Source organism: Lysinibacillus sp. IITD104 (genome assembly GCF_036698265.2).
GTDB lineage: Bacteria > Bacillota > Bacilli > Bacillales_A > Planococcaceae > Lysinibacillus > Lysinibacillus boronitolerans.
Genome location: NZ_JBAHYH020000001.1, coordinates 1,015,051 through 1,039,487, shown reverse-complemented (window position 1 = coordinate 1,039,487; position 24,437 = coordinate 1,015,051). Strand labels below are relative to the sequence as shown.

The following is a 24,437-nucleotide window of genomic DNA, read 5'->3' as shown; positions in this document are numbered from 1 at the left end:
TTTTATGAAAAAAGGAGTTATATCAGCGACACTTGCTGAATAACTCCTGCTGTCTTATTATATGCTTGCTTCTAAAATTTGAACATCACATTCAATCACAACATTACCTTTTAACGCTTTACTAATCATACATGCTTGTTCTGCCTTGTATGCTAAGCGTAGCAGTCTTTTTTCAAGGTGTTCTGTTAGCTCTTGCACAATAATCGTCGGTTTATGTACAATTTTTTCATACGTAAAAATGCCATTTTCTACACTAACAAATCCTTGTGCCTGCATGGATAACTCCAGCACATCTATTTCTGATCTTTCGAATAAAGCAGCTAGTGTAATCAAATAACAGGTTGCGGCTGCCCCTAAAAGCATTTCATCTGGATTTGTACCAATGCCTGGCCCATTCATTTCCTGAGGAATAGAAATTTGTGTTTGCAAATTACTTGCATGGATATTTCCTGTACCGTTTCTTCCCTCCGACCAAGTTAAGTCCATTGTGAATTTATGCTGAACCATTCTAACTCCTCCTTTATTTATGAAGCGAAGAAAAATGCCCGCTTACAAATGTAAGACGAGCATTCCTTTTATTCAACTGTAGCTGTATTTTTTTCTGTCTCAATATGACGCCCTTTTTTAGTCATAGTTTGGTACTCAGCAAGACGAGCCGTTGTACGCCAATAGTGATAGACAAGTCGATCAATCCACAGCAAAGCCTCCACTTTCGATACGGCTGTCTCTAACTCTACCACATTTTCAACTGTATGCTCAAAATATGCGTTTCGTTTATCACGTCGCACCGCAGCCATTTCGGAAGAAGTGACTTCAAGCAAGGTTGCAATCTCAGGTAGACGTTCATCCTCATCAATGATCAGTAGTACTTTTTCCAATACCTCTAACCACTTTTGGGTTAATGTCTCCTGTAATTGAAAGGCATTTGGATGTTGCTCGCGTAATGCCTTTGACAAACGATAGAGGTGGTCTAAAGCATGCAAAAGGGCAATATGCTTAAAACGTTCTTTTTGAGAGGAAGATTGGATAGCATCCATAAATAAACGTGTTTTTTCAATCGCCTCATCCATTTGAGCCAATCTACTGTCTGTTTCAGCTGTGCGTTTTTTTCCTTGAATAAGAGAAACGAGTACAGTCGTCATTTCCTTAGTAATATCTTGTAATGTATTAAAGGATACCTCTACTGCAACCCCAGGTAATTTGGCAACACTATTATCTAAATTACGAGTTAAGTAATTTCCTTTTTCAGGTATCATTTTTTCAATGGCCTTTGCAAAAGGACGAACAAATGGCACAAAGAGTACCGCGCCAATCACACTAAACAATGTATGGAAAACAGCAATGCCTAGTGTTTCATCAAAGCTACCATTGATGGATTTCGTGACGAACTCTGTAAGAGCAAACATAAACCTTGCACCGAATGTCACGAGTATAGCAGTGACTACATTGAACATCACATGTGTCACAGCTGTTCGTTTCGCAGCTGTTGATGCACCAATCGCAGCAAATAATGCCGTAGCAGTTGTCCCGATATTTTGACCAATGACTAAATAAGCAGCCTGTTCAAAATCAATGGCACCTGCATATAAAGCTGTTAAAGTGGCTGCTATTGCGGCACTAGAAGCCTGCATAATAACCGTCATGATAAGACCCAAAACAATTAAAATGAGTTTTCCACTAATAGAATTAGCACTAAATGCGTCGAATGGAATTTTATCTTGTACAGCAGCCATTCCTCCCTGAAGAACATCAATCCCTAAAAATAATAAGCCAAAACCAGTCACTAGTCCTCCAATTGCTTTGTAATCACGTGGTGCGAGCAATTGGACAAATACACCAAGTGCAATAAAAGGCAGTGACATTGTCTGCATATTTATCTTGAAGCCAATTAAGGAAATAATCCAGCCAGTACTTGTACTCCCGATATTCGCGCCAATAATGACTCCTATCGATTGGACAAATGTGAGGAGACCAGCACTGACAAAACCAATCGTAATCAAGGTTGTGGCCGTGGAGGATTGTACAAGCATTGTCATAAATGTACCAGATAATACCGAGCTAATGGTCCCACCTGTAAAACGATTGAGCCATTTTTTCAAGGCATCTCCTGCCAATTCCTTTAAACCGTTCGTTAGCATCGTCATTCCAAGTAAGAATAAACCGATGCCCCCTAGCACATTGATCAACCTATCAACACTCCCCGCTAAAATTGTATCTATATTATGAAAGACTCCTTTTTTATAGGAGTTTTATTCCTCAAACATTCTTAATCGTACCATTAATAAATTTGAGAAAATAGGGATATTTCCCTGCATTGTACAAAATCAACCATTATTTTACGAAAAACAATGTGATAATTTTTATGGTAGAATAGAATAAATAATTCTTTAGGAGATTTTCAAAATGATTTTAACAAAGCAAGAAGCAATACAAGCACTTAAAAAGAACAAGTTCATCGGTTTTACTATTACAACAGGCAATATTATTATGAAAAAGATTAATAAAACCGAGTATAATATTTTTGTTTTTGAAGAAGGAAGAGAAAAACCATTACGCTATGTAGGCTCTATTATGAACGTAATGGCGACAATGAGCGATAAAGCTTCTAAAAAGGATTTTGTGATTGTTGAACAACTACCAGCTGGAAACAGTGCTGAAGAATCTCAATCTACTGAACAGGAAGCAGTAATAGAAGAGAAAGTCGAACCAATTGAGGAAAAGCCTTTAGTTGAAGGTCAAGAAGAAAGCCGTGCGATCGCTGGCTATGAAGGATTGTACGAAATGACGACAAGTGGTCGAATTATCACGGTAAGAGAAAACCGCCCATTGGCTCGTTGTAATGATGAGTATGGGTTCCATATTGCGCGACTAACAAAGGATGGGAAGGCATCTAGCCATAATGTCTTTGAACTTTGGAAACAGACATTCCCAGAGCTGGAGCACACTCTTTTCAAAGGGGCCTTAAAAGCCAAGTATGGTACAGGCTGTAAGCTAATTGATAAACCCGGTATCCATTTTTAATGAAACACCCTCAGCAAATAAGCTGAGGGTGTTGTTGTTTAGATATGATATATTTTTTGCCATTTGAAAATCTTTATTATATTGATTTTAGCTGCTTTATGAAAGCCAGCCTGCATGAGCTTTCTCCGTCTGTATCTCTTATACCAGGGGGCTATTGTACAGACTGTTCTCCCTTCCCGTTGCACATCTGCAACGATCTCAACTAGTCGCTGGCTGTCATATTCTTTTATAAACGACATATTGTCTGACAGCTCATAGGAATAGTTAACCGTTTCTTCCACTGCCGTTTGATCGTGTCGCTTATAGATGACATGATCGCTCTCTGCAAATAGCCGATAGCCCTTATAGAAGTCTGCAACATTTGTCGCTTGCTCCTTCACCGTCATGAGGTCCTTCATTGATAATTCTTGAAATCTCACATTTCCGTTATCCTGTTGTTGCTCTGCAATATAAACGTCTAAACTATGAATTGCTAGCATTCGTTGGAATATTTTTGTAACAGCTCTTAGCCACTCCTTCGTGCTTGCATGCTTCAGAAAATAACGCAGTTCTCCTAATCGGTCTCGCTTTAATTTTACTAGCTGATGATTATTCGTTAATAGCCCTTTTAGTCGGTCACGTAAGACCATCCATAAACGAATAATACGCTCTGTAACTCCTTTTGTACTCATCACAAATTTCCTAGTGAAATCAATATGTGTATACCATTCAAACTTATATGGCTCATAGCCACTTCCTAAGTCATAATAACGATAGCCAGCTTGATGTGCTTTTAGCATATTTTCTTTCTCAATGAGGCGTCCTGGACCAAATAGATTAAAATCTGGTTCATGGCCCATTGCCTGACAAAAATTACGCTCTCTACAGCATAGGTCAATTGTAAATGCAATCCATTGACCTTCAAATTGTAAACTATCGACTTCTACCCGAAGCACCTTGCTGTTTGTTTTTGCTAGCCGCTCATAAAATAGGCGTGTTTGCTTTTCTGTAAAGCCACTTTTATCAATTTTCTTTTGCCATCTTCTCTTGAATAACATAAACATGTCTTGGAGATGATTGTGATTTACTTCCTGAAAGACGACATGACCAAGTGACTTTAATTTGTTTTCACGTCGTTTAAGGCTTTTGAATTTCTTGCGATGCTTTTGTAGAAATGTATCCATTGGAATGGTTTGAAAATCGATATAGGATGTGACAGTTCGAAAAATTGAATGAGGCATCTGATATTCAATCGCATACTTTTCTAATTCTTGAGAGGTATTTTTACTTTCTAATAATCCATGTAACACGATTAAATAACGCTTATATTTTCGTGAAAACTCCTTCAAGAGAAATGTGATAGAAGGTTCTAGCCACTCCTTGTCAGCGATCACTTCCATATAGGTCGCAAAACCTTGTCCTAAAAAGCTAAAATAATGGATTGTACTAAATCGTACAGAATGCACTAACGGAAAAAAAGCCACTGCTACACCTTGATGCTCCACTATGTAAATCTCGACATTGTCATGAACCCCAAGCGTTGTCCACCAAGTTGAAATCCATTCGTACTCAATAAAAGGGTTATTATTATACGCTTTTTCAAGTATCTCTGACCAAGTGCTCCGATAGGGCTCTAACTCTTTGATAGTCGTAATGAGTTTATAAGCTAGCAATGAACTAAATCGCTCCTTTTCCCGTGATCATCGCCATACATTTAGTAGCCACTATATTCCTAGCAAGAAAGTATTAGAACATTACAACAACGTAAAAACCCCTCCTTATTAGAAAGGAAGAGCTATGTTTCATTTATACGTTTACAAGAGATACCTCATCTTTTGTCACTGCATTGGCCATATGTGCTGTCGCCACATAGCTTAATGTCATACCAGGTCCAATGGTTGCGCCAGGGCCTGGATATGTTTCCCCCATGATAGACGCTGAACAATTGCCAGAAGCATACAATCCCTCAATGGGTTCACCATTCTCCTTTATTACCCGAGCATATTCGTCTACTACGAGGCCACCTTTCGTGCCGATGTCTCCAGGATAAAGACGTAATGCGTAGAATGGCGCTTTCTTGATTTCTGCTAAATTTGGATTTGGCAGTGTCGGATCCCCGTAGTAATTATCATAGGCACTATCTCCTCGATAAAAATCATCATCATGTCCGTTCCGCGCAAAGTCATTAAAACGATTCACCGTCGCGACTAGGCTCTCCGTTGGCACATCCATTTGTCTAGCAAGCTCTTCAATCGTTTTCGCACTTTTTGCGACTCCCTGCTCAAACCAACTTTTCGGGAAGGCCTGTCCTGGGAACAATCCCGTAAAAATATAACGGCTTTTAGCTGAAGCATCAATCAATATCCAGGAAGGAACCGCCTGCTTTGTGGTCTCTTGATGCTTATACATCGTATCCACGAATTCATGATAGGGAGCCGCTTCATTGACAAAACGTTGCCCTGTGCTATCCACTACAATCATATTGGGCACGCCTCGATCTGCCACAAGGAAGAATGGATGTCCTTTTGGATCAATAACAGAAGGTGCTCCCCACACTTTATCCATTAAATCCAACGTAGCACCAATTTTTAAGCCAGGTTCAATGATGTCACCTGTTTGTCCTTCTGGAGAAGAAGTCCATGCGGCATTCGTAGGGCTTGGTAAATACTTTTCACGAAGCGTTTGATTATGTGAGAAGCCACCTGATGACAGTACAACACCTTTCTTTGCCTCAATTTTAAGCTCTTGCCCATCTCGTTCCACAATTATTCCAATTACTCTTCCCTTGTCCATAATGAAATCTTTAAATGCAGTTGATAGCCAAAGCTCACCATTTGCTTCTGCTAGGGAAAGGCGTAAACGTGCGATTAAAGCTTCTCCTAATGCTACCGGATCGCTCTTAGTCACCTTTGACTTGACTAAGCGCGCTCCTAATTTCAGTGCTGTAGTTTTACCTTTTAGCGTCCGTGTAATCATATTCACCTTATGAAACTCGTAGCTATTCATCGTGAAGCCTTTTGTTGATAGAGTTGCACGACGCATCGAATTTGCCAAAGAGCCCATTTTTGTTAAATCGAAAATAAGTGGTTCAATGGCGCGTCCCTGTGATAAGCCACCAGGTTTTTCTGGATAATAATCCGAGTAGCCTTTTGCATATTGGAAGCGCATATGCTTTGTTTTATTGTATAAAAAGCGCAACATTTCAGGTCCTCTCGTAATATAAGCTTCCTTTAGCCCTTCTGGCACACGATCACCGATTGTAGAATCTAGATATTGGCGTGCAAGTTCATGTGTATCTGGGACACCTGCACCTTTAATGATATGATTATTAGGAATCCATAAGGCACCGCCTGAAATAGCAGAAGCACCACCATAGCGATCTGTTTTTTCAATCACTAATGATTTCATTCCTTGTAACTTTGCTGTTAAACCTGCTGTCAATCCCGCTGCACCAGAGCCTACTACTACTACATCATAACTAGCATCCCATTTCATTCAACCATTCCTCCCTATATGAGCTAAATCGATGAATCTGGCCTTTCTATTAAAAAGTATGGATTTAAACCAATATTCAGTCAATTTAAACCATTCCCTATTTTTCCACAAAAAAAGGAGCCTAGATGCTCCGTTTAAGGTTTTAGAATCACCTTTATACAGTTATCTTCCCGTCCACTAAATATTTTATAGGCTTTACTTGCTTCTTCTAATGGCAATTGATGTGTAATGGTACGATACTTTAAAAGGCAAGATGACACGGTCACCCTCACATCAGTTCTTACCTATTACATAATCCTTCTGTGAAGGAATAGCGCCTTGGTAAATATGCAAATCAGATCTCCAAATAGCAGTAGAAGTGATTTGCACAATAATATCGTCCTTCTCTTTAATAGTTGGACCCTCTACATTTTAACTTGGATATCTTTAATTCCCTGATATGTTACAGCCTTCACGACAACGACAACACTCCCATTGCATAGTATCATCACAAAAAGCATAGATTTTCGACTCTATTCTTTCCTTCTCTAACCTGCAGTATGCACATCTTTGTCATTATCGTTTTTATGCAGGCAAATCAATGTCAAGCATATTCATTTCTACTTAGCATATAGTTTGAAAAAGACATTAAGTTGATGATAGGGCGGAGGAATTTTACAGGTGAGTGCAATGATACTTGGCGGTTTTCTATTTTTCAGTGTGAGCATTGGGGGCGCAATTGCCTGGATCTTCTCTAAGCTATTTCAGCATACGACACAGGGATTATCATTATTGTGCGGAGGTTTTTTAGTAGGCTTACTTGTGCTAGATATCATCCCTTCTTCCTTTCAAATCTATCAATCTTTCGGAGTTATATTAGGTATTTTTGTTGGTTATTTCATCTTTCAACTACTAGATACCTTATTTCATGCTTCTCATGCACAAAATCCCTCGGTCTCTCTATTAACACTAGCTATGATTATCCATACAATACCTATTAGTCTCACTGTTGGAAATTTACTTGGAAATGCTGCATTAAGTATTTCTCTCACCGCCTCCATTATTCTTCACCATGTTCCAGAGGGATTTGCTTTATCTACTGCACTCATCTCTCAAGGTGAAAGGCTTTGGAGACTTTTCATTTATTTCTTCATCTTCTCCATTTTCTTTAGTATTTTCATCTGGTTTGGTCAGTATTGGGCTTTACCAGATAAAGCACAAGGGATTTTAATGGGCATTTCGATAGGATTGATTGCTACAGCTAGTATTTCTGAATTCATTTTGCATCAGCTACAGAAAGTCTCATTTAAAGCATTTTTTATGTATCTCTTTCTAGGTTATTTCCTAAGCTATATTTTCCATATACTTGTTGAATAATAAAGGGATGTCTCTGCACATGAGACATCCCTTTCCTCTTTTATTCTTCTTCACTTACTAGCATTAAGGTAAGGGTTAAAATTTTTGAAACCTCTGCCCGAGTAAGATTGCCTTTTGGGTTAAACTTACCATTCGTACCATTTAAAATACCTAGATGTTGTAATAGACCAATTGCCTCTACTGTTTCTTGACGCATTTGATTTTTATCAGTGAATGAATTGTTTTTGCTCACTCGCGCAACATTCACTTCCATACCTTCTAAATACCTAGCAGTGATATAGGCCATTTCCTCTCGTGTAACGGGCTTTTTCGGCTCAAATTTTTCACCATTGAAAATATCGATTAAGCCATACTCTTCAAGAATCGCTACTTCCTTAGCCCCCCAGAAACCATTAAGATCAGTATAAGAAGCAGGACCCTCATAATCTTCATTGACATTTAAACCAGATGCACGGAAAATAATAGCCGCTAGTTCTCCTCGCGTCACTTGTCCATTTGGATTAAACGTAGTAGCCGTTGTTCCATTAATGATAGCTGTTTGATATAAAAACTGAATATAGCTTTCAGCCCAATGACCAATAGCATCCTTGAAATATCCACCTGCTTTTAACTCAACGTCGGCACGAGCAAATACCTGTACCATATCATTTAAATCTTCTGCACTAACTGCTTCCCATTTGCCAGCTGTATATACCTCACTCTTGTAGCCATTACTAGTTTGTGTAATTTTTATTTGAATCGCATGCCCAAATAACTTCTTCAGTTCTTCATAGTTTTCCTTAAACTCTTTTTCTCCCTCTGGATAGAGGTTTGTACCATCTTTGTATGATTGAAGGATCGCCTCTAATGAAATTTTTACTGTAATACTATTTTTTGTTGTAACAATCGACACTTCGTTATTTTCAAAGCCTATTTTAGATAACAAAAGCAATTTATAAATATCTTGATAGGGCATGGCTTGTAACTGACTAGTGGCTGCAACATTCTGCTTTGGATGAATTATATTTGCCACATTTACTACATCCTGTGCATATGCCTGTCCACCAAACCCTCCTGTAAAACATGTAATACTCAGTGCACCAGCTAACATTATTTTCTTCACTGTTTTTCCCCCTTCGATTCATAGATTCAGTGTACTAAAACAACAGTTTATAAATCTATAAAAATATGGGAATTATACAATAATTATATAAAAGACCTATTTTTAACACATTATAATTTTCCTATTTTACTTTTGATTTTGAAACTAGTTTAACAGAAGAACAAATTCCTCAATGTCATCTACCACAATTACATATGTAATTAGATATAAAGTCAAACATTGTCTAACGAGGCCCCTGATGTTGGGGACATGTTTACCATGGAAAACTATCTCTAAAATAAGGGCAGCTTAAAGGCTGTTCTTTGTTATATTTCTGTAAGGGTGGGTACATACTTGAAAAGAAACTTCTTTCAGATAACTTTATATTTATATAATATCAGAGGCTTTCATTTGATTTTTATTCGTAGGTAGAAGTAGTATGGGATTGTAACGAAGGATTATCTACATATCCACACTATTATATTAATGTAACAATTTCAAAGGAGGAATTTCGATGAATTATCAAAACATTACAGTTGCAGGTAGTGGTGTATTAGGGAGTCAAATTGCTTATCAATCTGCTTTCAAAGGTTTTAATGTAACAGTGTATGACATAAACGACGAGGCGTTAAAAAATGCACAGGATCGTATTACAAAATTAAAACCATTGTATCAACAAGATTTAGGTGCGACACAAGAAGAAGTGGATGCAGCCTATGCACGTCTTTCATTTAACAGTGACCTGGCTCAAGCCGTTGCCAATGCTGATCTTGTTATAGAAGCAATCCCTGAAGTTGTGAGTATTAAAACAGAATTTTACACGAATCTTGGAAAAGTAGCACCAGCAAAAACAATTTTTGCAACAAACTCGTCTACTTTACTACCAAGCCAATTTGCTGAAGCAACTGGCCGTCCTGAGAAATTTTTAGCTCTTCACTTTGCTAATACGATCTGGAAAAACAATACTGCGGAAATTATGAAACACCCTGGTACAGATATGAAAGTGTTTGATGAAGTTGTTGAATTTGCGCGCGCTATCGGCATGGTACCACTACCATTGCATAAAGAGCAACCTGGCTATATTTTAAACTCATTACTAGTTCCGTTTTTAGATGCAGCTGAATCTTTACTTGTAAAAGAAGTGGCTGATCCAGAAACAATCGATAAAACATGGATGATTGGTACAGGCGCTCCACTTGGACCATTTGCTATTCTAGACATCGTTGGCATTAACACTGCCTATAATATTGTGGAAGCGAAAGCAACTGCCACTGGCGATGAAAACATGAAAAAATTAGCTAACCTCTTAAAAACAGAGTACATCGAAAAAGGTAAACTTGGCCGTGCAACAGGGGAAGGCTTTTACACATATCCAAACCCAAGCTTCGCAAAACCAGACTTCCTAAAAGGCTAATCAATATAAAAAGATGTACATAGTACCTTTTACTATGTGCATCTTTTTTTCTTTCCCAATGTTCGTAGTGACAATCCGAACTTTAGATAAGACTCGTAATTTATTCTATCACGCATGTAGGAACGAGCTCTGTTAACAATATGTAATCTGGCGCCTACTCGAAATGCTCAGTTTTACAAAAGAAGTTCATCAGATTTCCGACTCGAACACCAGAATAGAAAAATCGACTGGTAGCTTTCACAGGAAGAAGTCCCAAAAACTAGGGGCGTCTTGAAATTTTACTGTTGCAAGCTTTTCTAAAATTTTTAATTTAATTTCTTGTTCTAGGTCTTCCCTTTCATGATAGTCCGTATTGTGTAAACAATGTTTAATTTTTGGGATGAAATTCTCAATTATTGTTAGAGTCTCTTCGTTATTTTTATTTTCTAAATTTCCCATAATTTATTCCTCCTTTTTTCTGAGTGAATGATTGAGTTTATTTAAAGCCTTTCTATGATGATTAGATATATTCTGGGGAGTTGTTTTTAATATTTGAGCTATCTCTTTTATAGAAAGCTCTTTTACATAAATCATCTCTAAAATTTGAAGCTGTTTTACCGTTAGTTTTTGCAAGGACTTTAAGAGCTGTACATCTTCTATATTGTCCAATAAACCTCCACCAATTAAATGATCTAGACCATTTTCATTGCGTGTATCTTCTATTAGCTCTTTTAGGGTCGTCTCCCCTTCCTCTGATAATCCCTTATCTAAAATTAATAAAGATCGCTTTTGCAGTCTTCTTCTTTTTTTATCAAAATCTAAACTAAAGAAATAAATTAAATTACTAACATATTTGATCTTCCTAACATTTATATAGTGAGATTGAAAAGATTCATCAACGAGCTTCTTATTCAAATCAGTTGGATATAAGATCGCTTTTTGCACTTAATAAAGATTTTGGGGATCTGACAAAAAGCTTTTAACAATCGGATTGTTAACCTGTTCATTATTTCTATAGAAAAATTCCTCTATTTTTTGTTTATCATTCTTCATTTAATAATCCCTCCTATTATCCGCCTTCTTTCTTTATAAAGTGAATGTTGTATCTATATTATAAACCAAAATAAGAACAAACGTTCTTAAAAAGGGTGAAAAAAATCACCTTTTATACAAAAAAGGTGATTTAATCCAACTTATTTAAATATCTAATATAGCTTTTATTTTTTCTGGCTGATAACCAGTAATTCTCTCTACTTTATTATCACTGACTAATAAAGTAAATGGGATAGCGCTACTATTAAATTGCTTAAACTCCATTAATACGTGCTCTTCATTAATATCCTTATTAATATAAGTAATATTATTTTCTTCTAACCACTCCTTTAACCTAACGCAATATTGACAACCATTACTTGAATATACCGTTATATCATACTTCACCTTATAGACCTCCTTTTTTCTATAAAGAGGATTTAAACATAAGAAATGAAACCATGACAAAATAATATTTTTTACAGGAAGGTTGTTTTTATTACAGAAGAATCCTCTTTACATAGTACAGTTACAATTTTGGTGATATAGCCAAGCGGTAAGGCAAGGGTCTGCAAAACCTGGATCCTCGGTTCGAATCCGAGTATCACCTTATATTACTAATTTGGAGTAAGAGGGAGGTAATTTACATTATGACACCAGAAAATGTTCCAATTTGGATTAGCCTAATAGGAAATTTTGGATTCCCTATTGCCATAACAGTCTACCTGTTCATTCGCTTTGAAAGGAAAATAGATAAATTAGAGGCTGTCATCATGGAGTTATCTGAAGTTATAAAATCTCTTAATTACAAGAAAGGAGGGTAATCCACATGGAAATTGAAAAATTAATGGCCTGTTACTGTAAAGCAAGAGAAGTTCAATCATTTTATACAAATTGTTTAGCGGGTGATCGTCTGTCCCCAAAAGAACGCGATTTACTAATAAATCTTATTCAAAATGCCAGTATTTCTTCTAATTTATTGTGGGAATATTGTCAGATTCATGCTAATGAAACATGATCTATTAACAAAATAAATCCAACAAATAGTTTTGGGTTAAGAACTACTAATTTTATTTGTGATTTTATCCCCTTTAAGTAGACAATGTAAAAAAAACTACAGTACGCTGTAGATAACATTTTACTTAAAAGGGATTTTTATATGCAAAGAAAAAATCGTACGTATTCGAATGAATTTAAATTACAAGTTGTTTTAGGCGTCCATTCCATTATTCGAAAGAAGCGCCGTGTATGAAAATCGCGTTTCTCATGTATTTGATAATGTCGTGGACCGTCAGTTTTCGGATCGTGTAGCGAACGAAGTATTTGTCACAGATATCACGTTTTTACCATCGAAAAATGGATAACTCTACTAATCCGCCATACAAGATTTATACAACAACGAAATCGTTGCTTGGAAAATCAGTAAACGAAATAATTTACAGCTTGTATTAGATACGTTGGATGAGTTAACGAGCAAAAGAAACTTGTATAGAAGCATCCTTCATTCGGATCAGAGATTCCAGTACACATCAACTAAATACCAGTAGCATATTAAGCAACATGCATGATTGGTAGCCACTCCCGCAAAGGAAACTGCCATGATAATGCCTGCATTGAATCGTTTTTCTCACACTTCAAAAGCGAGTGTTTGTATCTCTCTTACATGCGGATTCAGATGAGGCAATTATACAAGCAGTTGAAGAATATATTTACTTTTATAACTACCAACGTTTCCAAAAACGACTCAAACCATCTGGCACCGATACAATATCGACACCAGATGGCTGCTTAGTCTTTTTTAATGCTGTCTACTTGGCAGAGATAAGTCCATTGATGAGTTTTAATTATTAATAAGTGATTTAAGCTTCTTTAAATCCAAATGTCCCTATTAAAAATGCTATTAGAAATATTATTAGCAAAATGGAATTGAGGATAATTAAATGTAATTCTACTACCGCATCTCATACCATACCACTTTTTATACAGTCGAATAACAAGAAATCAACATTTATGGAGCAACTTTTATATTATTATGTAATGTCGATAATAAGGTTTTTTCATAATCTTTAAGTACTGACTATTATAAATAAAAAAAGGCAAAGTTGATTTCAGGCAAGGAATGGTTTATTCGATGTGATGAAAACTGTAAATAACACGTGTGGTATAATTGTAATAAAGTCAAACCTTCATTTACATACAAAGGGGCGGTGCTATTTGCAAAGAAAAATTTTTACGTATTTATCAATAATTTTCTTGTTTTTAACATTTCTTATTGGATTGGCTCCTCAATATATTCTGGGAATTGGCATAACAATTCCATTTATTTTAGGAATTTCAGGACTAATATTTGCTATTTTAGGGATAAAGGGACCCACTCGTATGATTTTAGTTGTCCTTAATTCGTTTATATTAGTAGTGTTTATCGGGATTTATCTAATGGCTTTTTATGGATTTAATAAACCTTAAAAGAAGCAAAGTTTATCTTTAAAAGTCAGAATGATAGGAATTTTATGATAGTCTACAAAGAATAGCTATACTAAAAAGCATATAAGTTCGTTTTATAGGTTTAATTTATATTTCCTGAAAAAAATTTAAAAATGCAGTTTAAATCTCCAGTTGTATTTCACTTTACATAGTAATGAAGCACATCATACTAAATGTTGCTTCAAATACTTTAAAAGGGAGAGAAAACAATGACTGAAAAACAAACTAAATCAGGAATTAAAGAGTTATCGAAAAATGAGGTTAACAATTTAGTTGAAAAAGCATTGGCAAATGAAAGTGTGCAGACGCTTATCAACAACTCACTAAATCATTACCCTGCTATTAAAGCTAAGTATACTGATCTTCGAGCTTTAATAACACAATCATTAGGCGGAGAATTTACTAAAGGAACTACCCTGTACAAGTTCTTACTTTAGTTATGGAAGAACTTCAGACAGTAATTACTTTTACTGTCGAAAACGCAGAATTTAAAGCTGTTTCGCATTTCCATGGTCATTCAAGTGTTATCGAAGTTACACAATCTGTTGGAGTAAATTTATTCCCAATTGTAACTATTAAGATTAATGGAGAGTATTTCGATTATGAATGGCACACAAACCCATTATATGATGTCAATGAATTACGTTCTTCTACACAAAATAATGAACTTAATCTAATGTGGTCAAATTGTACTATCTGTACTACTGTTTGTGACACTATCCAAGGTTTAGGATGTACCTTAGCTGGTACAGCAGCTTGTATGGTAGCTTGTGCTCCAATCGGTACTGTAGCGTGTCCATTTATTTGTGCAGCTGTTTTTGGATTAGTGTGCCTTAGCGAAAATAAGATCACATGTGGACCAGGTTGTAAATCATTAGGGTTTTGCTAAATAGAAATAACAAGTTATAAAGTTAATATCTCCCCACCAATAATGTTATAATTAAAATAGGAGGGGAGATTCTTGTTAGCCTATAAGAGAATAATTATAATACATTTACTTATTATGTTTTCTAGCATTTTTATTAGTTTTCAGATAAAAGGTATATGGATAGGATTACTTATATTTTTATTGGTGTATGCTTCTCTTTTTTGGTTGTTTATTGGACTACCTTATGCATTTCAAACAAAGTCGAAGTTTTTCGAAAGGTATTGGAATTGGTTAGTAAAAGGTGGGAAAATTGGTCCAAAAAGCTAAAGATTTATTCTTTAATATTGCTTAATAATAGTAACAGAATACTCAATTTTATAAGAGAAATATTAAATTTAATCTACCTCCGAAAATGTTAGACTTTTACTAACATTTCAGGGGTAGATTTTTGTTTAATATTGAGCGAATTTCTCCTTTTTATTTATTATCATCTTCCTTCTAACACTTTATTATTTAAAAGGAGATGACAAAATGAAATATGAAATCATTTTAGAGCGGGTAAAAGTGGTCAAGTTGTTTAAAGTTTTAAATGCAGTTCCTGATAATTTAGATAAGATTCGAGCAAGGGAATTGTGGCAAGAAACAGATCAAGGTTCAGGATCTGTTATTGCTGTATTAGATAGTGGTGTTCAGGTTGACCACCCGAGTTTAAAGGACAATATTATTGATGGCTATAATTTCACAGATGATGATGAAGGTAATCCTTCAATATTTAAAGATTATCTTGGACATGGTACACATGTATCTGGAATTCTAGCTGCTGTTGATAATGGCAAGGGAATCACAGGTATTGCGCCAAAAAGTAAACTTCTTATATTAAAAGTAATAAATCGTAAAGGAAGAGGAAGCTTTGAGAGTTTGATTAAGGCAATTATGTATGCCGTTACTTGGACTGGACCTAATGGAGAAAAAGTAAACATTATTAATATGTCACTCGGCAGCCCAGAACCAAATGAAGAATTGCATAAAGCCATAAAATATGCCCGTTCAAAAGGTATCGTATTAGTAGCCGCTGCTGGTAATCAAGGCGATGGAGAAAGCGCAACTATCGAAATATCATACCCTGGTTTTTACAAGGAAGTAATTCAAGTCGGCTCTATCTCTGAAACAGACACGCCTTCAAAATTTTCTAATACGAATGTTAATTTAGATTTTGTAGGGCCTGGTGAAAATATATTATCTACGCATTTAAACAGTGATTATGTAGAATTGACAGGAACCTCTATGGCAGCTCCATTTGTTGCCGGTGCAGCTGCACTTATTACAAAAAAAATCAAACATTGTGAACCCCATTTGATTCCAATGTATGTATATGACTACTTATTAACTCATGCTCTTTCATTGGACCGTTTCTCCATTAATCAGGTAGGAAATGGTTTTATTCAGTTGAAATAATTTGTGGTAACAATGGCAATTTATTCATTCCCCTTAAAAGATAAACATCAACATCTGCCTTTTAAGGGGAGTATTTTTCTTGTTTTTAGTTCATTATGCTTCTAATTACTATTTTGGGAGTGATAAATAGTTAGAGTTGTTGATATTTTATATCTTTGGTATTTAGCAAAAACATATTGTATTGAAAGGATTTGAATAAGGAGATGGGTATTCTAATTCCAATTGGGATAGGTTTTTTCGCTAATATGTTAGTATTTGGAATAAGTATACTTCTTATAAAAGATAATAGAAAAGCATCTAAGCTAACCCTTATTTTCTTCGGGGTCATTGTTCTTCTGTCGTTGATCATTGGTAGTTGGTCAGGAATAGGCTTATTTGTTATAAGCTTAGGTATGTTACTCTTATCTATCTGTTTATATGTATATATTTTTATTGAGCGTAGCTTGAAAAAGGACCTATAGAGAATGCCTTTGAAGGGTAATTCCTTCAAAGGCATCTTTTCATTTCTCCATACTCACAGAATGCACGATGACAACAGGCACTGAGGTAATTATTGTAAGGAGCTTTGATTTGAAATGACGGCAGTTTTAAGGAGTACTGCCGTGTGACTTAAAGATGCTTCTGCATACCATATATGTAAGAACAAATATGTAGATGGGGGGATATTATGGATCTTCTGTTGACCACTTTTCTTAGGCTAGATATTCCGTATAATTACTTTCACGATTCATTCCCCATTATGATTGAATACTTGGGGATTCTTGGATTTTGGCTCGCATCCACATTTTCGGTCATTATTATCATGCTAAGTATATGGTTTCTTATAAAGAAAGCGGGCATTGTTAGTGCTTTACTTATTCTTTTTATCACGGTGATTCTTTTATTCCTTGCTTTCTTTTCATTGTTCCATTGCTACTCACCATAATAAATTGAAGCCTTTGAAGATGAATACTTCAAAGGCTTTTTAGCATTTTTAGAAATACAGCACCATATAATCCTCATCAAAATATTGCTGTCCTATTTTTAAGGCGTTTCGTTCTGTTCCAAAAACGTGAAAACCTAACGATGTGTATAATCCTTTTGCTGATTCATTGGAAGAAACAACTGTTAAATTAATTTGCTTGACGTCTACTAGTGACTTCGCTTGATTGATGATCTCTACCATTAGTTGTTTTCCTATGCCCAATCCCCGCTTTTTTGAAGAAACATAAACGGCAAAAATACTCGCTTTATGCTTTAGCTTCATTTTATTTGCTTGCACCAATGTCGCCACACCGAGTAAATCCTCCTGGTCAAATGCCCCAAATGTAAATGTTCCCTGTCCCTCGAGCCTATTTGCAAACGACTCAAGTGACAAATCCTTTTCTTCCTCGAAGCTAGCGCCAAAAGCTTCTGGATTTGTTTGCAATCCCTCTAATCTTAAATCTCTATATACCTCAGCATCTGCTGCTGTTAATTGTCTAATTTCCATGCCTTTTCCTCCTATCATACTTTTCCTATTTATCGGTCATAACAATTGGCATTTGATGTACTTTTCCAACAGTAATCCTTAAAATGGAAGTGAAGGAGCTGAAAATCTATGGAATCTACTAATATGTCAAAACATTTTCGTACGTTACAGGCACAACGAGCACACTATCTACCAGCTATTCATTCCCTTTCACAGGAAGAACTATGGCGAGTAACACGTGAGGGAAAATGGTCCATTGGTGAACACTTTTATCACCTTTATTTGATTCTCAAAATGCTCCACACAGCAACCAAATATTTTTTATTCCTCACGCCTATCGCTAAAATGCGAAGAAACAAGCCATTCTCTACTGAAATACATGATATTTATGAAGAATATCAATCCAAAAAAGGACAAGGAATGCGAGCACCAGGTATTTTAGTTCCACCTAAGAAAATACGCTTTGTATTAAACAGTTATGATATCGAGCATTTACTTATCAACGAGACACTTGCTTTGCAAAAGTTAGTACAAAATATAGACGAGGATGTTGCAGGACACATTGTTTTTCCTGATCCCATTGCGCATTATCCTAATCTCATTCAAGCTATTCAATTGTTGGCTATTCATGAGAGACATCACTATAAGATTGCTGTTAAAAGAAAAGTGACCTAAAATGATGCTAACATTTTAGGTCACTCTATAGTTTCTAAAGCAGCATACGTAAAAACTTTTCAAAATGCACGCCTGCCTCACGAGGTACTTGCTCCTTCGAAGTAGCTTCAATTGCAGCGGCTAAAAATGTTTCTGCCAGTGTCATTGATTCCATTAAATCTTGTCCGCGCATCATGCCGCCCATTATGATGGATGCGAAGAGGTCGCCTGTTCCTGAATAGCTCTCACCATTATAGTTGCGGATACTATGAAAAGACCGCTCAGAATCGACAAACATATTCCCTACAAAACGCTTGGCCGTATCACCTGCTGGGGGATTCAAACCAGTAATAATGACGTTTGCTCCAGTTGCTTGCTGTAGCTGCTGACCTGCCTCCTTAAGGGCATGAATATAATCTGTATCATTTTGATAGCTCAGTAGCCTTTCATATGATAAACCTGTAAGCAAGCAACATTCCGTAACATTTGGCGTAATAATATCAGCACACTTTACTAACGCTTTCATACGATCAAGCAATTCACCAGTAAACATTTTATAGACCTCACCATGATCACCCATTACTGGATCGACAAGCAACGTCGTCTTATTTGAGTGAAACACGTCTAAAAAGCGAAATATATTATCGATTTGCTCCTTACCTGTAACAAAGCCTGTGTGAATACCATCAAAGGTAGCTCCAAGCTTACTCCACTCATCTATGAAAGAGTCCATCTTTGATGTTAAATCTTCACAATAAAAGCTTGAATATCCTGTTTGAGCCGTTAAAATAGCTGTTGGTAGTGGGACTGCTTGCACACCCATCACAGAGAGTACAGGCATCGCCGCCGTTAACGAGCACTTTCCAAAGGACGACATATCTTGAATTACTGCAACTTTTTTCATCATACATTCCACCTAACTCATCCTGCTTTTACTCTCCTCATCGTATCACAATTAGAAAGTTGCGAAAATAACCTTAATCTGACCATTAACTTTTTTATGAAATTGACACTTTTACAATAGTCAGTCCTTTGTTAAAGTAAAAATCATCAAAATATTCATCATAGTGAGGAAGAGACAAATGCAAAATATACAAAGGCCAACATCCTATACAAAATCACGTACAAAAACATTTGATTTAGTCATTACAGCCATTTTAGCAGCACTTGTTTTCGTTGCTACAATGTTTATCAATCTGAAGCTACCGATAGGGCAAGGTGGTCTTATCCACTTAGGAACATCTATGCTGTTTATCTCCGCTATTTTATTTGGGCCAAAAAAAGGAGCACTTGCTGGAGCTATTGGAATGGGCTTATTCGATATCGTAGGTGGCTGGTTAATTTGGGCACCCACAACCATTATTTCACGCGCATTACAAGGCTTCATTGTTGGTAAAATTGCTTGGTCAAAAGGACATAAAGGTGATAATCTTGGGTTGAATATTTTAGGAGCAGTAGTATCAATGCCCGTGATGATTGCTGTTTACTATGTTGGGCAAGCCATTATGTTCAACAGCTGGATTGCCCCGCTGGCATCCATTCCAGGAGACGTCATTCAAAACATCGTAGGCTTAGTTATCGCCATCCCGGTATGTGTTGTATTGAAGAAAACGCCATACTTCAAAAAGAACTTTTAATGAGAATACGCCATCTTGCTGTTCAATACAGTAAAGATGGCGTTTTTTATGGTGTGAGATGTAGAAACAATGAATTTCAAGATAACGTGAAACTAGCCTTGATTTTTTTCATACTATAAGGTGGAGGTGGAAAAATGCCAAGAGTAAAATACCGTGATGCAGACGTTGCTTTAATGGCAAGGATGATGAGGGCAGAAGCTGAGGGTGAAGGTCAACAAGGTATGCTTTATGTGGGCAATGTCATTGTAAATCGTGCAGTGGCGTCCTGTTTAGACTTCAATGATGTAAGAACGATTGAGCAGGTTATTTACCAGGTACAAGGTGGAAACTATTCTTTTGAAGCTGTTCAAAAAGGCAATATGTTTTACCAACGAGCGAGAGAAACGGAAAAAAGATTGGCGAAACAAAACTTAGATTTTTGGCGAGAGCATCCAGCAAAATACGCACTCTGGTACTTCAATCCATATGCACCATGTCCCCCAACATGGTATGGTCAGCCGTTTACAGGACAATTTAAGAATCATTGCTTTTATGAACCTGCTCCAGATACTTGTGCCAGTGTATATATGGGATAAGGTTTTTTGACTTTTAATAACCTACATTCACAAGTTTAATAACGTACTACTACAATACAAAGCCAAACGTGTTAATTGACTATAAATCGCCATATGTAAAGAGGCTGAAGGAATAGATGCGAATCTAGTTCCTTCAGCCTTATGCTAGCTCTTATTTTTTAATCGTTACATATTTGCTATAAACATACCCCGACTTATTATTATAAGATATCTTATACCAGCCTTGTATTTCCTCTAAAATTGTAATTTCGGTATTCTTTGAAATTGTCCCATATACTTTTCCTGAGTTCGATGGCTTTGAACGAACATTTAAGTGATAAGCCGTAACAATCCCTTTAAGTGATTCTGGCTGAGTAATAGTTGGCTTCGATTTGTCTGGTGCTGTCTTACTTGGATTCACCGGTTTTTCTACTGGCTCATCTTTAGGTTTATTCAATGCTTTTACCAGCTTTTGATAAAATTCACCTGACGTTTTTACCCCAGTAAATTGGCTAGCATCTACTTTTGCTTTTGTTGCTAGCATTTTTATTTCTTCTTCTGTAATCAAAGCTTTAACATTAATCGATGCTATATTTGTATATTTACCATCTTCCGTTGTAGGAATGGCTAAAATATCTTTATTGATTAATTCAACAACAGCAGCACGGGCAGGCGATTTCATATCGACACCAACGATTTTCCAGTTATGTTGGATCACTGGCTCATACACACCGTTCATCTCTTCTTTTAGATATCGAATAGCTAGATTACGGATTGTACCGCCTGTTTCTCCATAGGAACTTTCTTCTTTAGAGGACCAAATCATATTAAACTTACGCCCTTCAAGTGCCTGACCTTTTGATACAAGAAAATCCATACGATAAGAGTTCATACCAAGCTTTAAGTTGTCTTCTAGCTTAATCGGGGTACCATCTAATTTGCGTAGATTTTTTATTCTGTTACCTGGCTGCTCAGTTAAATCGATGTCATATTTTACATTTCCGAAATAATCATTCGTACTATATTTAGAGGAACGACGCGTTTTATCAAAACTAATCGTCACATCTCCATCTCGTGTGCTATTAAAATAGCCAACTGCCCATTCCATATAATCTTTTAAATCTTTGCCCGTTACTTCATAAACTGATACTTCTCCACCAGCAAATTGATAATTATAGGCGATATCCTTTTTCTTAATAGGACCTACATCCACTGAAGCTTTGTCATTATCAATCTGATGTGCTACCACATCTGCCTTACTATAATGTAGCATGACCTCATGGAAAAAATCTGATAAAGGTGTTTCTTGGATGTGTACAGCTGGTATACCCTTAATTTCATTTTTGGGAACAAGATTTGTTCCTTTAAGCTGTGCTACTTCGATATTAGCATCTTCACGTGCATACTCATGGTATGGCTTCAACGTTTTTTCTAGGTCTTTATCCGATTCAACAAAGGTCCCGTCTTCATTCTTTACTGGAATAGTTGAAGCATCTTTTTCTTTAAGCAACAATTTCTCACCTTGGCGAGTAAATGTTAAATCAATTCGTGAAATATGTGTTCCATATTTATTAGGCTCTGTTATAAAAACACCGTTCACTTCTTCTTTATTTATCAGTACATGATTGTGTCCTGCAAAAATAGCAGCTAGTTCTGGTACGGCATTAGCCATTTCCTTCACACCCGTTCCTGGAACACCATTTTCATTTTCCAATCCCATATGCATAAGGCCAATCATGACATCTACTTTACCCTCTAATTCCTTAACTGCCTTTTTAGTCTCTTCTATCGGGTTTTTGACAACTAAACCATCAAGATGATTTGTCCCCTTCTCATACTCTGTAATCAAAGGTGTAACCATGCCAATAACCCCGATTTTAACCCCTTCACGCTCAATAATTGTATATGCAGGTAAATAGCGTTCGCCATTTTCTTTATAAACGTTCCCAGCAAGTCTTGCTCCATTAAATTGACTGGAAACTTTATCTAATACATCCAAACCAAAATTAAACTCGTGATTACCATATGTCCAAGCTTCATAGCCCATTTCATTAACAGCCACCATCATTGGTGACTGCGGCTGGTCATTGAACAATTCTGCAGAATTATCCTGTATTAAATCTCCATTTTCCAATAGGATGGTATTCGGATGATCTTTACGGATATCTTTAATAATTGTATATAATTGCGTTAAACTTCCTGTGAGATTTGGTCCATCCACTGCGTAATCCCAAGGCATAGAGCGGCCATGAATATCTGACGTAGCCAGGAGTGTAATATGAATATCTTTCTCTTCCTCTTCCTCTTGTGCATTGACAGGCGTTTGTGTAAAGACAATTCCTGTTGCCAGAATCAATACAGCCATACTTAGTATTGTTATAACTTGTTTCAATTGATTCATTTCCTAGTTTTCTCCCTTTTTATTCTGAATTTTAAGATTCCTAATCAGTGTAGCATTTATGGAGATGTCTAACCAGGTAAAATCTATCATAAAAGTAATATAATTTCATAAATTTAACAGATATTAGCGTGATTAAAGAGGAAAAAGCAATAGAAAATCGATATTCAACAAAAGTTTCACTCCCGTCCAATATCCCTATTTTAATAGGATTTATTTGATTCATCTGGATATGCTACAGCCACTCTCACACGTTTTTCCTTTAATAACAATACTCCCATCAAACCAATGAAGGAGAATATAACAGGCGAAATGAAGCCATAGTAGTACCCATCACTTACATTGCCTGTGGCAGCTTGAAAGTAATCTAAAATATACCCAAAAATAATGGGTAGCAATGCGGCACTTAGAAAGCCCCCTGTATTGGCAAACCCAGAAACAATGCCTGATTCATTTAAAGGGAAAGTTTGACGAACTGCCGCAAAGGTTAAAGCACTTGCACCATAGCCAAAGCCGATGATAAAGAACAGGACAATGAGCATGAAAATGGACGGATGCCCTTTCAATAAAAGAAAGGCAAACCAACTCGCTAAAACCGCAATGTGCACTACAATATAGGGTCTCTTAATTGTACCTAAACAGCCAGCAATCCAGCTCATTAAGGGTGCTCCTATTAGTGCTCCGACTAGACCAATCATAATTAGCTGACTAGCCTCTGACCGTGACATCTCATACATATTGATCCCATATGGTACTGCCCACGAGCTAATAAAGCCAACATACCCGCCAACAACGCCAAAATGACAAAAAAATAAAGCCCATGCTTGCCTGCTTGAAAATATTCTTCGTAATAATCTGGAGCTTTTTTCACGTTGTATTTCTTCAGTTTTGAAGACTGGTTCCTTTGAAAAGATGCGTTTTGTGTTTTGTACGAGCACAAAATAAAGAAGTACACCACATAAGCATAGTAAAAGTCCTGTAGAGAAAAAGGTGATTCGCCAACCTAATAAAAGAATCAATGTAGCAAAAGGCACTGTTGCCAATAAGAAGCCTAAGCTCCCTGTCATACCTGCAAAGCCAATTAATCGTACAAACTCCTTTTTATGAAACCATTGTGCCAAAATAAGCACCATATTCACCCATATGGTGGCATCTCCTACACCAGTAAGTATTCTAGAAAAGAATAGAATGAATTCATGTGTACCTAGACTGTAAAGAATCGTTCCTATACCTGTAAGGGTGGCACCAATGATGAGGAAAAGGTTTGGCCCAAATCGGTCAGCTAGAATCCCCATTGGAATTTGCAAACTCGTGTACACAAAAAATTGAATACTCGTCAATAAGCCAATTGTCGAAGCCGTTACCCCAAAATCCTCCATCAATTGATCTGTAATTAACCCTGGAGCAGTTCGCTGACTTGCCATTAACAAATAGGTAAACAATACAGCAACAAACACAATCCATCTGTACTTATGTTGTTGTTTGTCCAATAATCACTACTCCTATTAGCTTTTATGTTATGTATATGAGTTCGAGGTCAGGATAAAACCTGCTTTTGAGGAAGCTTGAAAATTACGACA

The 24,437-nt window shown here is 36.5% G+C and carries 26 protein-coding genes, 1 tRNA gene and 1 pseudogene; 15 read left to right on the top strand and 13 right to left on the bottom strand.

The genetic code is table 11. The features are described 5' to 3' along the window. Window positions 1-57 precede the first annotated feature (57 nt). A complete protein-coding gene (locus V1L66_RS05325; RefSeq protein WP_312124108.1) occupies window positions 58-507 on the bottom strand; it encodes an SACOL1771 family peroxiredoxin in 450 nt (149 codons plus the stop codon). A 68-nt stretch (window positions 508-575) separates the two neighbouring features. Next, on the bottom strand, window positions 576-2,177 hold the full coding sequence (locus V1L66_RS05320) for a Na/Pi cotransporter family protein (protein WP_244905037.1): 1,602 nt from the start codon (window positions 2,175-2,177) through the stop codon (window positions 576-578). Between the two features lie 226 nt (window positions 2,178-2,403). Between V1L66_RS05320 and V1L66_RS05315 the strand changes: the two genes are divergently transcribed. Then, window positions 2,404-3,021, top strand: coding sequence for a 3-ketosteroid-delta-1-dehydrogenase (locus V1L66_RS05315; protein WP_036078664.1), 618 nt, complete (start codon window positions 2,404-2,406; stop codon window positions 3,019-3,021). 38 nt (window positions 3,022-3,059) lie between these two features. Here the strand turns inward: V1L66_RS05315 and V1L66_RS05310 are convergent, their stop codons facing one another. The 3 genes and pseudogenes from V1L66_RS05310 to V1L66_RS05300 form a co-directional block, all read right to left on the bottom strand. Then, complete coding sequence (locus V1L66_RS05310; protein WP_333003614.1) at window positions 3,060-4,673, bottom strand: GNAT family N-acetyltransferase; 1,614 nt, start codon at window positions 4,671-4,673, stop codon at window positions 3,060-3,062. A gap of 133 nt (window positions 4,674-4,806) precedes the next feature. Beyond that, the gene (locus tag V1L66_RS05305; protein ID WP_036078669.1) at window positions 4,807-6,495 is read right to left on the bottom strand and encodes an FAD-dependent oxidoreductase; all 1,689 of its coding nucleotides are present in this window, start codon (window positions 6,493-6,495) and stop codon (window positions 4,807-4,809) included. A 282-nt stretch (window positions 6,496-6,777) separates the two neighbouring features. After that, window positions 6,778-6,950: pseudogene (locus V1L66_RS05300) on the bottom strand (glutathione-dependent formaldehyde dehydrogenase); the annotation flags it as partial. 214 nt (window positions 6,951-7,164) lie between these two features. Here V1L66_RS05300 and V1L66_RS05295 point away from each other — a divergent pair. Beyond that, window positions 7,165-7,851 carry a zinc transporter family protein gene (locus V1L66_RS05295; RefSeq protein WP_244905038.1) on the top strand — a complete coding sequence of 229 codons (687 nt, stop codon included), beginning with the start codon at window positions 7,165-7,167 and terminating at the stop codon, window positions 7,849-7,851. A gap of 40 nt (window positions 7,852-7,891) precedes the next feature. Here V1L66_RS05295 and V1L66_RS05290 read toward each other — a convergent pair whose 3' ends face one another. Beyond that, window positions 7,892-8,953, bottom strand: a complete 1,062-nt coding sequence (locus tag V1L66_RS05290; protein ID WP_312124111.1) for an S-layer homology domain-containing protein — start codon at window positions 8,951-8,953, stop codon at window positions 7,892-7,894. 493 nt (window positions 8,954-9,446) lie between these two features. Here V1L66_RS05290 and V1L66_RS05285 point away from each other — a divergent pair, with 493 nt between their 5' ends. Next, window positions 9,447-10,346, top strand: a complete 900-nt coding sequence (locus tag V1L66_RS05285) for a 3-hydroxyacyl-CoA dehydrogenase (RefSeq protein ID WP_036078675.1) — start codon at window positions 9,447-9,449, stop codon at window positions 10,344-10,346. Between the two features lie 237 nt (window positions 10,347-10,583). Here the strand turns inward: V1L66_RS05285 and V1L66_RS05280 are convergent, their stop codons facing one another. From V1L66_RS05280 to V1L66_RS05270, 3 genes are all read right to left on the bottom strand, one after another. After that, complete coding sequence (locus V1L66_RS05280; protein WP_333003617.1) at window positions 10,584-10,784, bottom strand: hypothetical protein; 201 nt, start codon at window positions 10,782-10,784, stop codon at window positions 10,584-10,586. Window positions 10,785-10,787: 3 nt separating this feature from the next. After that, entirely contained in the window at window positions 10,788-11,270 is a 483-nt protein-coding gene (locus tag V1L66_RS05275; protein WP_333003619.1) for a sigma-70 family RNA polymerase sigma factor, read from the bottom strand. A gap of 252 nt (window positions 11,271-11,522) precedes the next feature. After that, the gene (locus tag V1L66_RS05270; protein WP_333003621.1) at window positions 11,523-11,765 is read right to left on the bottom strand and encodes a glutaredoxin family protein; all 243 of its coding nucleotides are present in this window, start codon (window positions 11,763-11,765) and stop codon (window positions 11,523-11,525) included. Window positions 11,766-11,896: 131 nt separating this feature from the next. On the opposite strand from V1L66_RS05270, the gene V1L66_RS05265 reads away from it, so the two are divergent. The 9 genes from V1L66_RS05265 (at window position 11,897) to V1L66_RS05225 (ending at window position 16,164) form a co-directional block, all read left to right on the top strand. Beyond that, window positions 11,897-11,967, top strand: a tRNA-Cys gene (locus V1L66_RS05265). Window positions 11,968-12,007: 40 nt separating this feature from the next. Then, entirely contained in the window at window positions 12,008-12,181 is a 174-nt protein-coding gene (locus V1L66_RS05260) for a YvrJ family protein (protein WP_016993736.1), read from the top strand. A 5-nt stretch (window positions 12,182-12,186) separates the two neighbouring features. Then, window positions 12,187-12,375, top strand: a complete 189-nt coding sequence (locus tag V1L66_RS05255) for a hypothetical protein (protein WP_333003626.1) — start codon at window positions 12,187-12,189, stop codon at window positions 12,373-12,375. Window positions 12,376-12,736: 361 nt separating this feature from the next. Beyond that, complete coding sequence (locus V1L66_RS05250; protein WP_409072243.1) at window positions 12,737-12,904, top strand: DDE-type integrase/transposase/recombinase; 168 nt, start codon at window positions 12,737-12,739, stop codon at window positions 12,902-12,904. A gap of 97 nt (window positions 12,905-13,001) precedes the next feature. After that, window positions 13,002-13,208: an IS3 family transposase gene (locus V1L66_RS05245; protein ID WP_409072213.1), complete on the top strand. Its 207-nt coding sequence runs from the start codon at window positions 13,002-13,004 to the stop codon at window positions 13,206-13,208. A 363-nt stretch (window positions 13,209-13,571) separates the two neighbouring features. Continuing rightward, window positions 13,572-13,823, top strand: coding sequence for a hypothetical protein (locus V1L66_RS05240; protein ID WP_016993735.1), 252 nt, complete (start codon window positions 13,572-13,574; stop codon window positions 13,821-13,823). Between the two features lie 227 nt (window positions 13,824-14,050). After that, a complete protein-coding gene (locus V1L66_RS05235) occupies window positions 14,051-14,278 on the top strand; it encodes a hypothetical protein (RefSeq protein ID WP_333003628.1) in 228 nt (75 codons plus the stop codon). Between the two features lie 2 nt (window positions 14,279-14,280). Then, window positions 14,281-14,730 carry a hypothetical protein gene (locus tag V1L66_RS05230; RefSeq protein ID WP_054786593.1) on the top strand — a complete coding sequence of 150 codons (450 nt, stop codon included), beginning with the start codon at window positions 14,281-14,283 and terminating at the stop codon, window positions 14,728-14,730. Window positions 14,731-15,240: 510 nt separating this feature from the next. Continuing rightward, complete coding sequence (locus V1L66_RS05225; protein WP_333003629.1) at window positions 15,241-16,164, top strand: S8 family peptidase; 924 nt, start codon at window positions 15,241-15,243, stop codon at window positions 16,162-16,164. A gap of 973 nt (window positions 16,165-17,137) precedes the next feature. Here the strand turns inward: V1L66_RS05225 and V1L66_RS05220 are convergent. Beyond that, a complete protein-coding gene (locus V1L66_RS05220; RefSeq protein ID WP_333003631.1) occupies window positions 17,138-17,635 on the bottom strand; it encodes a GNAT family N-acetyltransferase in 498 nt (165 codons plus the stop codon). A gap of 108 nt (window positions 17,636-17,743) precedes the next feature. Here V1L66_RS05220 and V1L66_RS05215 point away from each other — a divergent pair, with 108 nt between their 5' ends. Beyond that, complete coding sequence (locus V1L66_RS05215; RefSeq protein ID WP_333003633.1) at window positions 17,744-18,289, top strand: DinB family protein; 546 nt, start codon at window positions 17,744-17,746, stop codon at window positions 18,287-18,289. Between the two features lie 34 nt (window positions 18,290-18,323). Here V1L66_RS05215 and V1L66_RS05210 read toward each other — a convergent pair whose 3' ends face one another. Continuing rightward, entirely contained in the window at window positions 18,324-19,172 is an 849-nt protein-coding gene (locus V1L66_RS05210) for a pyridoxamine kinase (RefSeq protein WP_333003634.1), read from the bottom strand. A gap of 178 nt (window positions 19,173-19,350) precedes the next feature. Between V1L66_RS05210 and V1L66_RS05205 the strand changes: the two genes are divergently transcribed. Together V1L66_RS05205 and V1L66_RS05200 are read left to right on the top strand one after the other, a co-directional pair. Beyond that, complete coding sequence (locus V1L66_RS05205; protein WP_048394329.1) at window positions 19,351-19,905, top strand: ECF transporter S component; 555 nt, start codon at window positions 19,351-19,353, stop codon at window positions 19,903-19,905. Window positions 19,906-20,039: 134 nt separating this feature from the next. Next, entirely contained in the window at window positions 20,040-20,480 is a 441-nt protein-coding gene (locus V1L66_RS05200) for a cell wall hydrolase (protein ID WP_004228176.1), read from the top strand. A 151-nt stretch (window positions 20,481-20,631) separates the two neighbouring features. Here the strand turns inward: V1L66_RS05200 and V1L66_RS05195 are convergent, their stop codons facing one another. Both V1L66_RS05195 and V1L66_RS05190 read right to left on the bottom strand, forming a co-directional pair. After that, the gene (locus V1L66_RS05195; protein WP_333003636.1) at window positions 20,632-22,860 is read right to left on the bottom strand and encodes a 5'-nucleotidase C-terminal domain-containing protein; all 2,229 of its coding nucleotides are present in this window, start codon (window positions 22,858-22,860) and stop codon (window positions 20,632-20,634) included. A 200-nt stretch (window positions 22,861-23,060) separates the two neighbouring features. Further along, window positions 23,061-24,347: an MFS transporter gene (locus tag V1L66_RS05190; RefSeq protein ID WP_333003639.1), complete on the bottom strand. Its 1,287-nt coding sequence runs from the start codon at window positions 24,345-24,347 to the stop codon at window positions 23,061-23,063. Window positions 24,348-24,437 lie beyond the last annotated feature (90 nt).

Coding starts and splice junctions, on each gene's coding strand:
- V1L66_RS05325 (WP_312124108.1), bottom strand. CDS start 507: ATGGTTCAGCATAAATTCACAATGGACTTAACTTGGTCGGAGGGAAGA.
- V1L66_RS05315 (WP_036078664.1), top strand. CDS start 2,404: ATGATTTTAACAAAGCAAGAAGCAATACAAGCACTTAAAAAGAACAAG.
- V1L66_RS05305 (WP_036078669.1), bottom strand. CDS start 6,495: ATGAAATGGGATGCTAGTTATGATGTAGTAGTAGTAGGCTCTGGTGCA.
- V1L66_RS05295 (WP_244905038.1), top strand. CDS start 7,165: ATGATACTTGGCGGTTTTCTATTTTTCAGTGTGAGCATTGGGGGCGCA.
- V1L66_RS05285 (WP_036078675.1), top strand. CDS start 9,447: ATGAATTATCAAAACATTACAGTTGCAGGTAGTGGTGTATTAGGGAGT.
- V1L66_RS05280 (WP_333003617.1), bottom strand. CDS start 10,784: ATGGGAAATTTAGAAAATAAAAATAACGAAGAGACTCTAACAATAATT.
- V1L66_RS05260 (WP_016993736.1), top strand. CDS start 12,008: ATGACACCAGAAAATGTTCCAATTTGGATTAGCCTAATAGGAAATTTT.
- V1L66_RS05255 (WP_333003626.1), top strand. CDS start 12,187: ATGGAAATTGAAAAATTAATGGCCTGTTACTGTAAAGCAAGAGAAGTT.
- V1L66_RS05235 (WP_333003628.1), top strand. CDS start 14,051: ATGACTGAAAAACAAACTAAATCAGGAATTAAAGAGTTATCGAAAAAT.
- V1L66_RS05230 (WP_054786593.1), top strand. CDS start 14,281: ATGGAAGAACTTCAGACAGTAATTACTTTTACTGTCGAAAACGCAGAA.
- V1L66_RS05225 (WP_333003629.1), top strand. CDS start 15,241: ATGAAATATGAAATCATTTTAGAGCGGGTAAAAGTGGTCAAGTTGTTT.
- V1L66_RS05220 (WP_333003631.1), bottom strand. CDS start 17,635: ATGGAAATTAGACAATTAACAGCAGCAGATGCTGAGGTATATAGAGAT.
- V1L66_RS05215 (WP_333003633.1), top strand. CDS start 17,744: ATGGAATCTACTAATATGTCAAAACATTTTCGTACGTTACAGGCACAA.
- V1L66_RS05210 (WP_333003634.1), bottom strand. CDS start 19,172: ATGAAAAAAGTTGCAGTAATTCAAGATATGTCGTCCTTTGGAAAGTGC.
- V1L66_RS05205 (WP_048394329.1), top strand. CDS start 19,351: ATGCAAAATATACAAAGGCCAACATCCTATACAAAATCACGTACAAAA.
- V1L66_RS05200 (WP_004228176.1), top strand. CDS start 20,040: ATGCCAAGAGTAAAATACCGTGATGCAGACGTTGCTTTAATGGCAAGG.
- V1L66_RS05195 (WP_333003636.1), bottom strand. CDS start 22,860: ATGAATCAATTGAAACAAGTTATAACAATACTAAGTATGGCTGTATTG.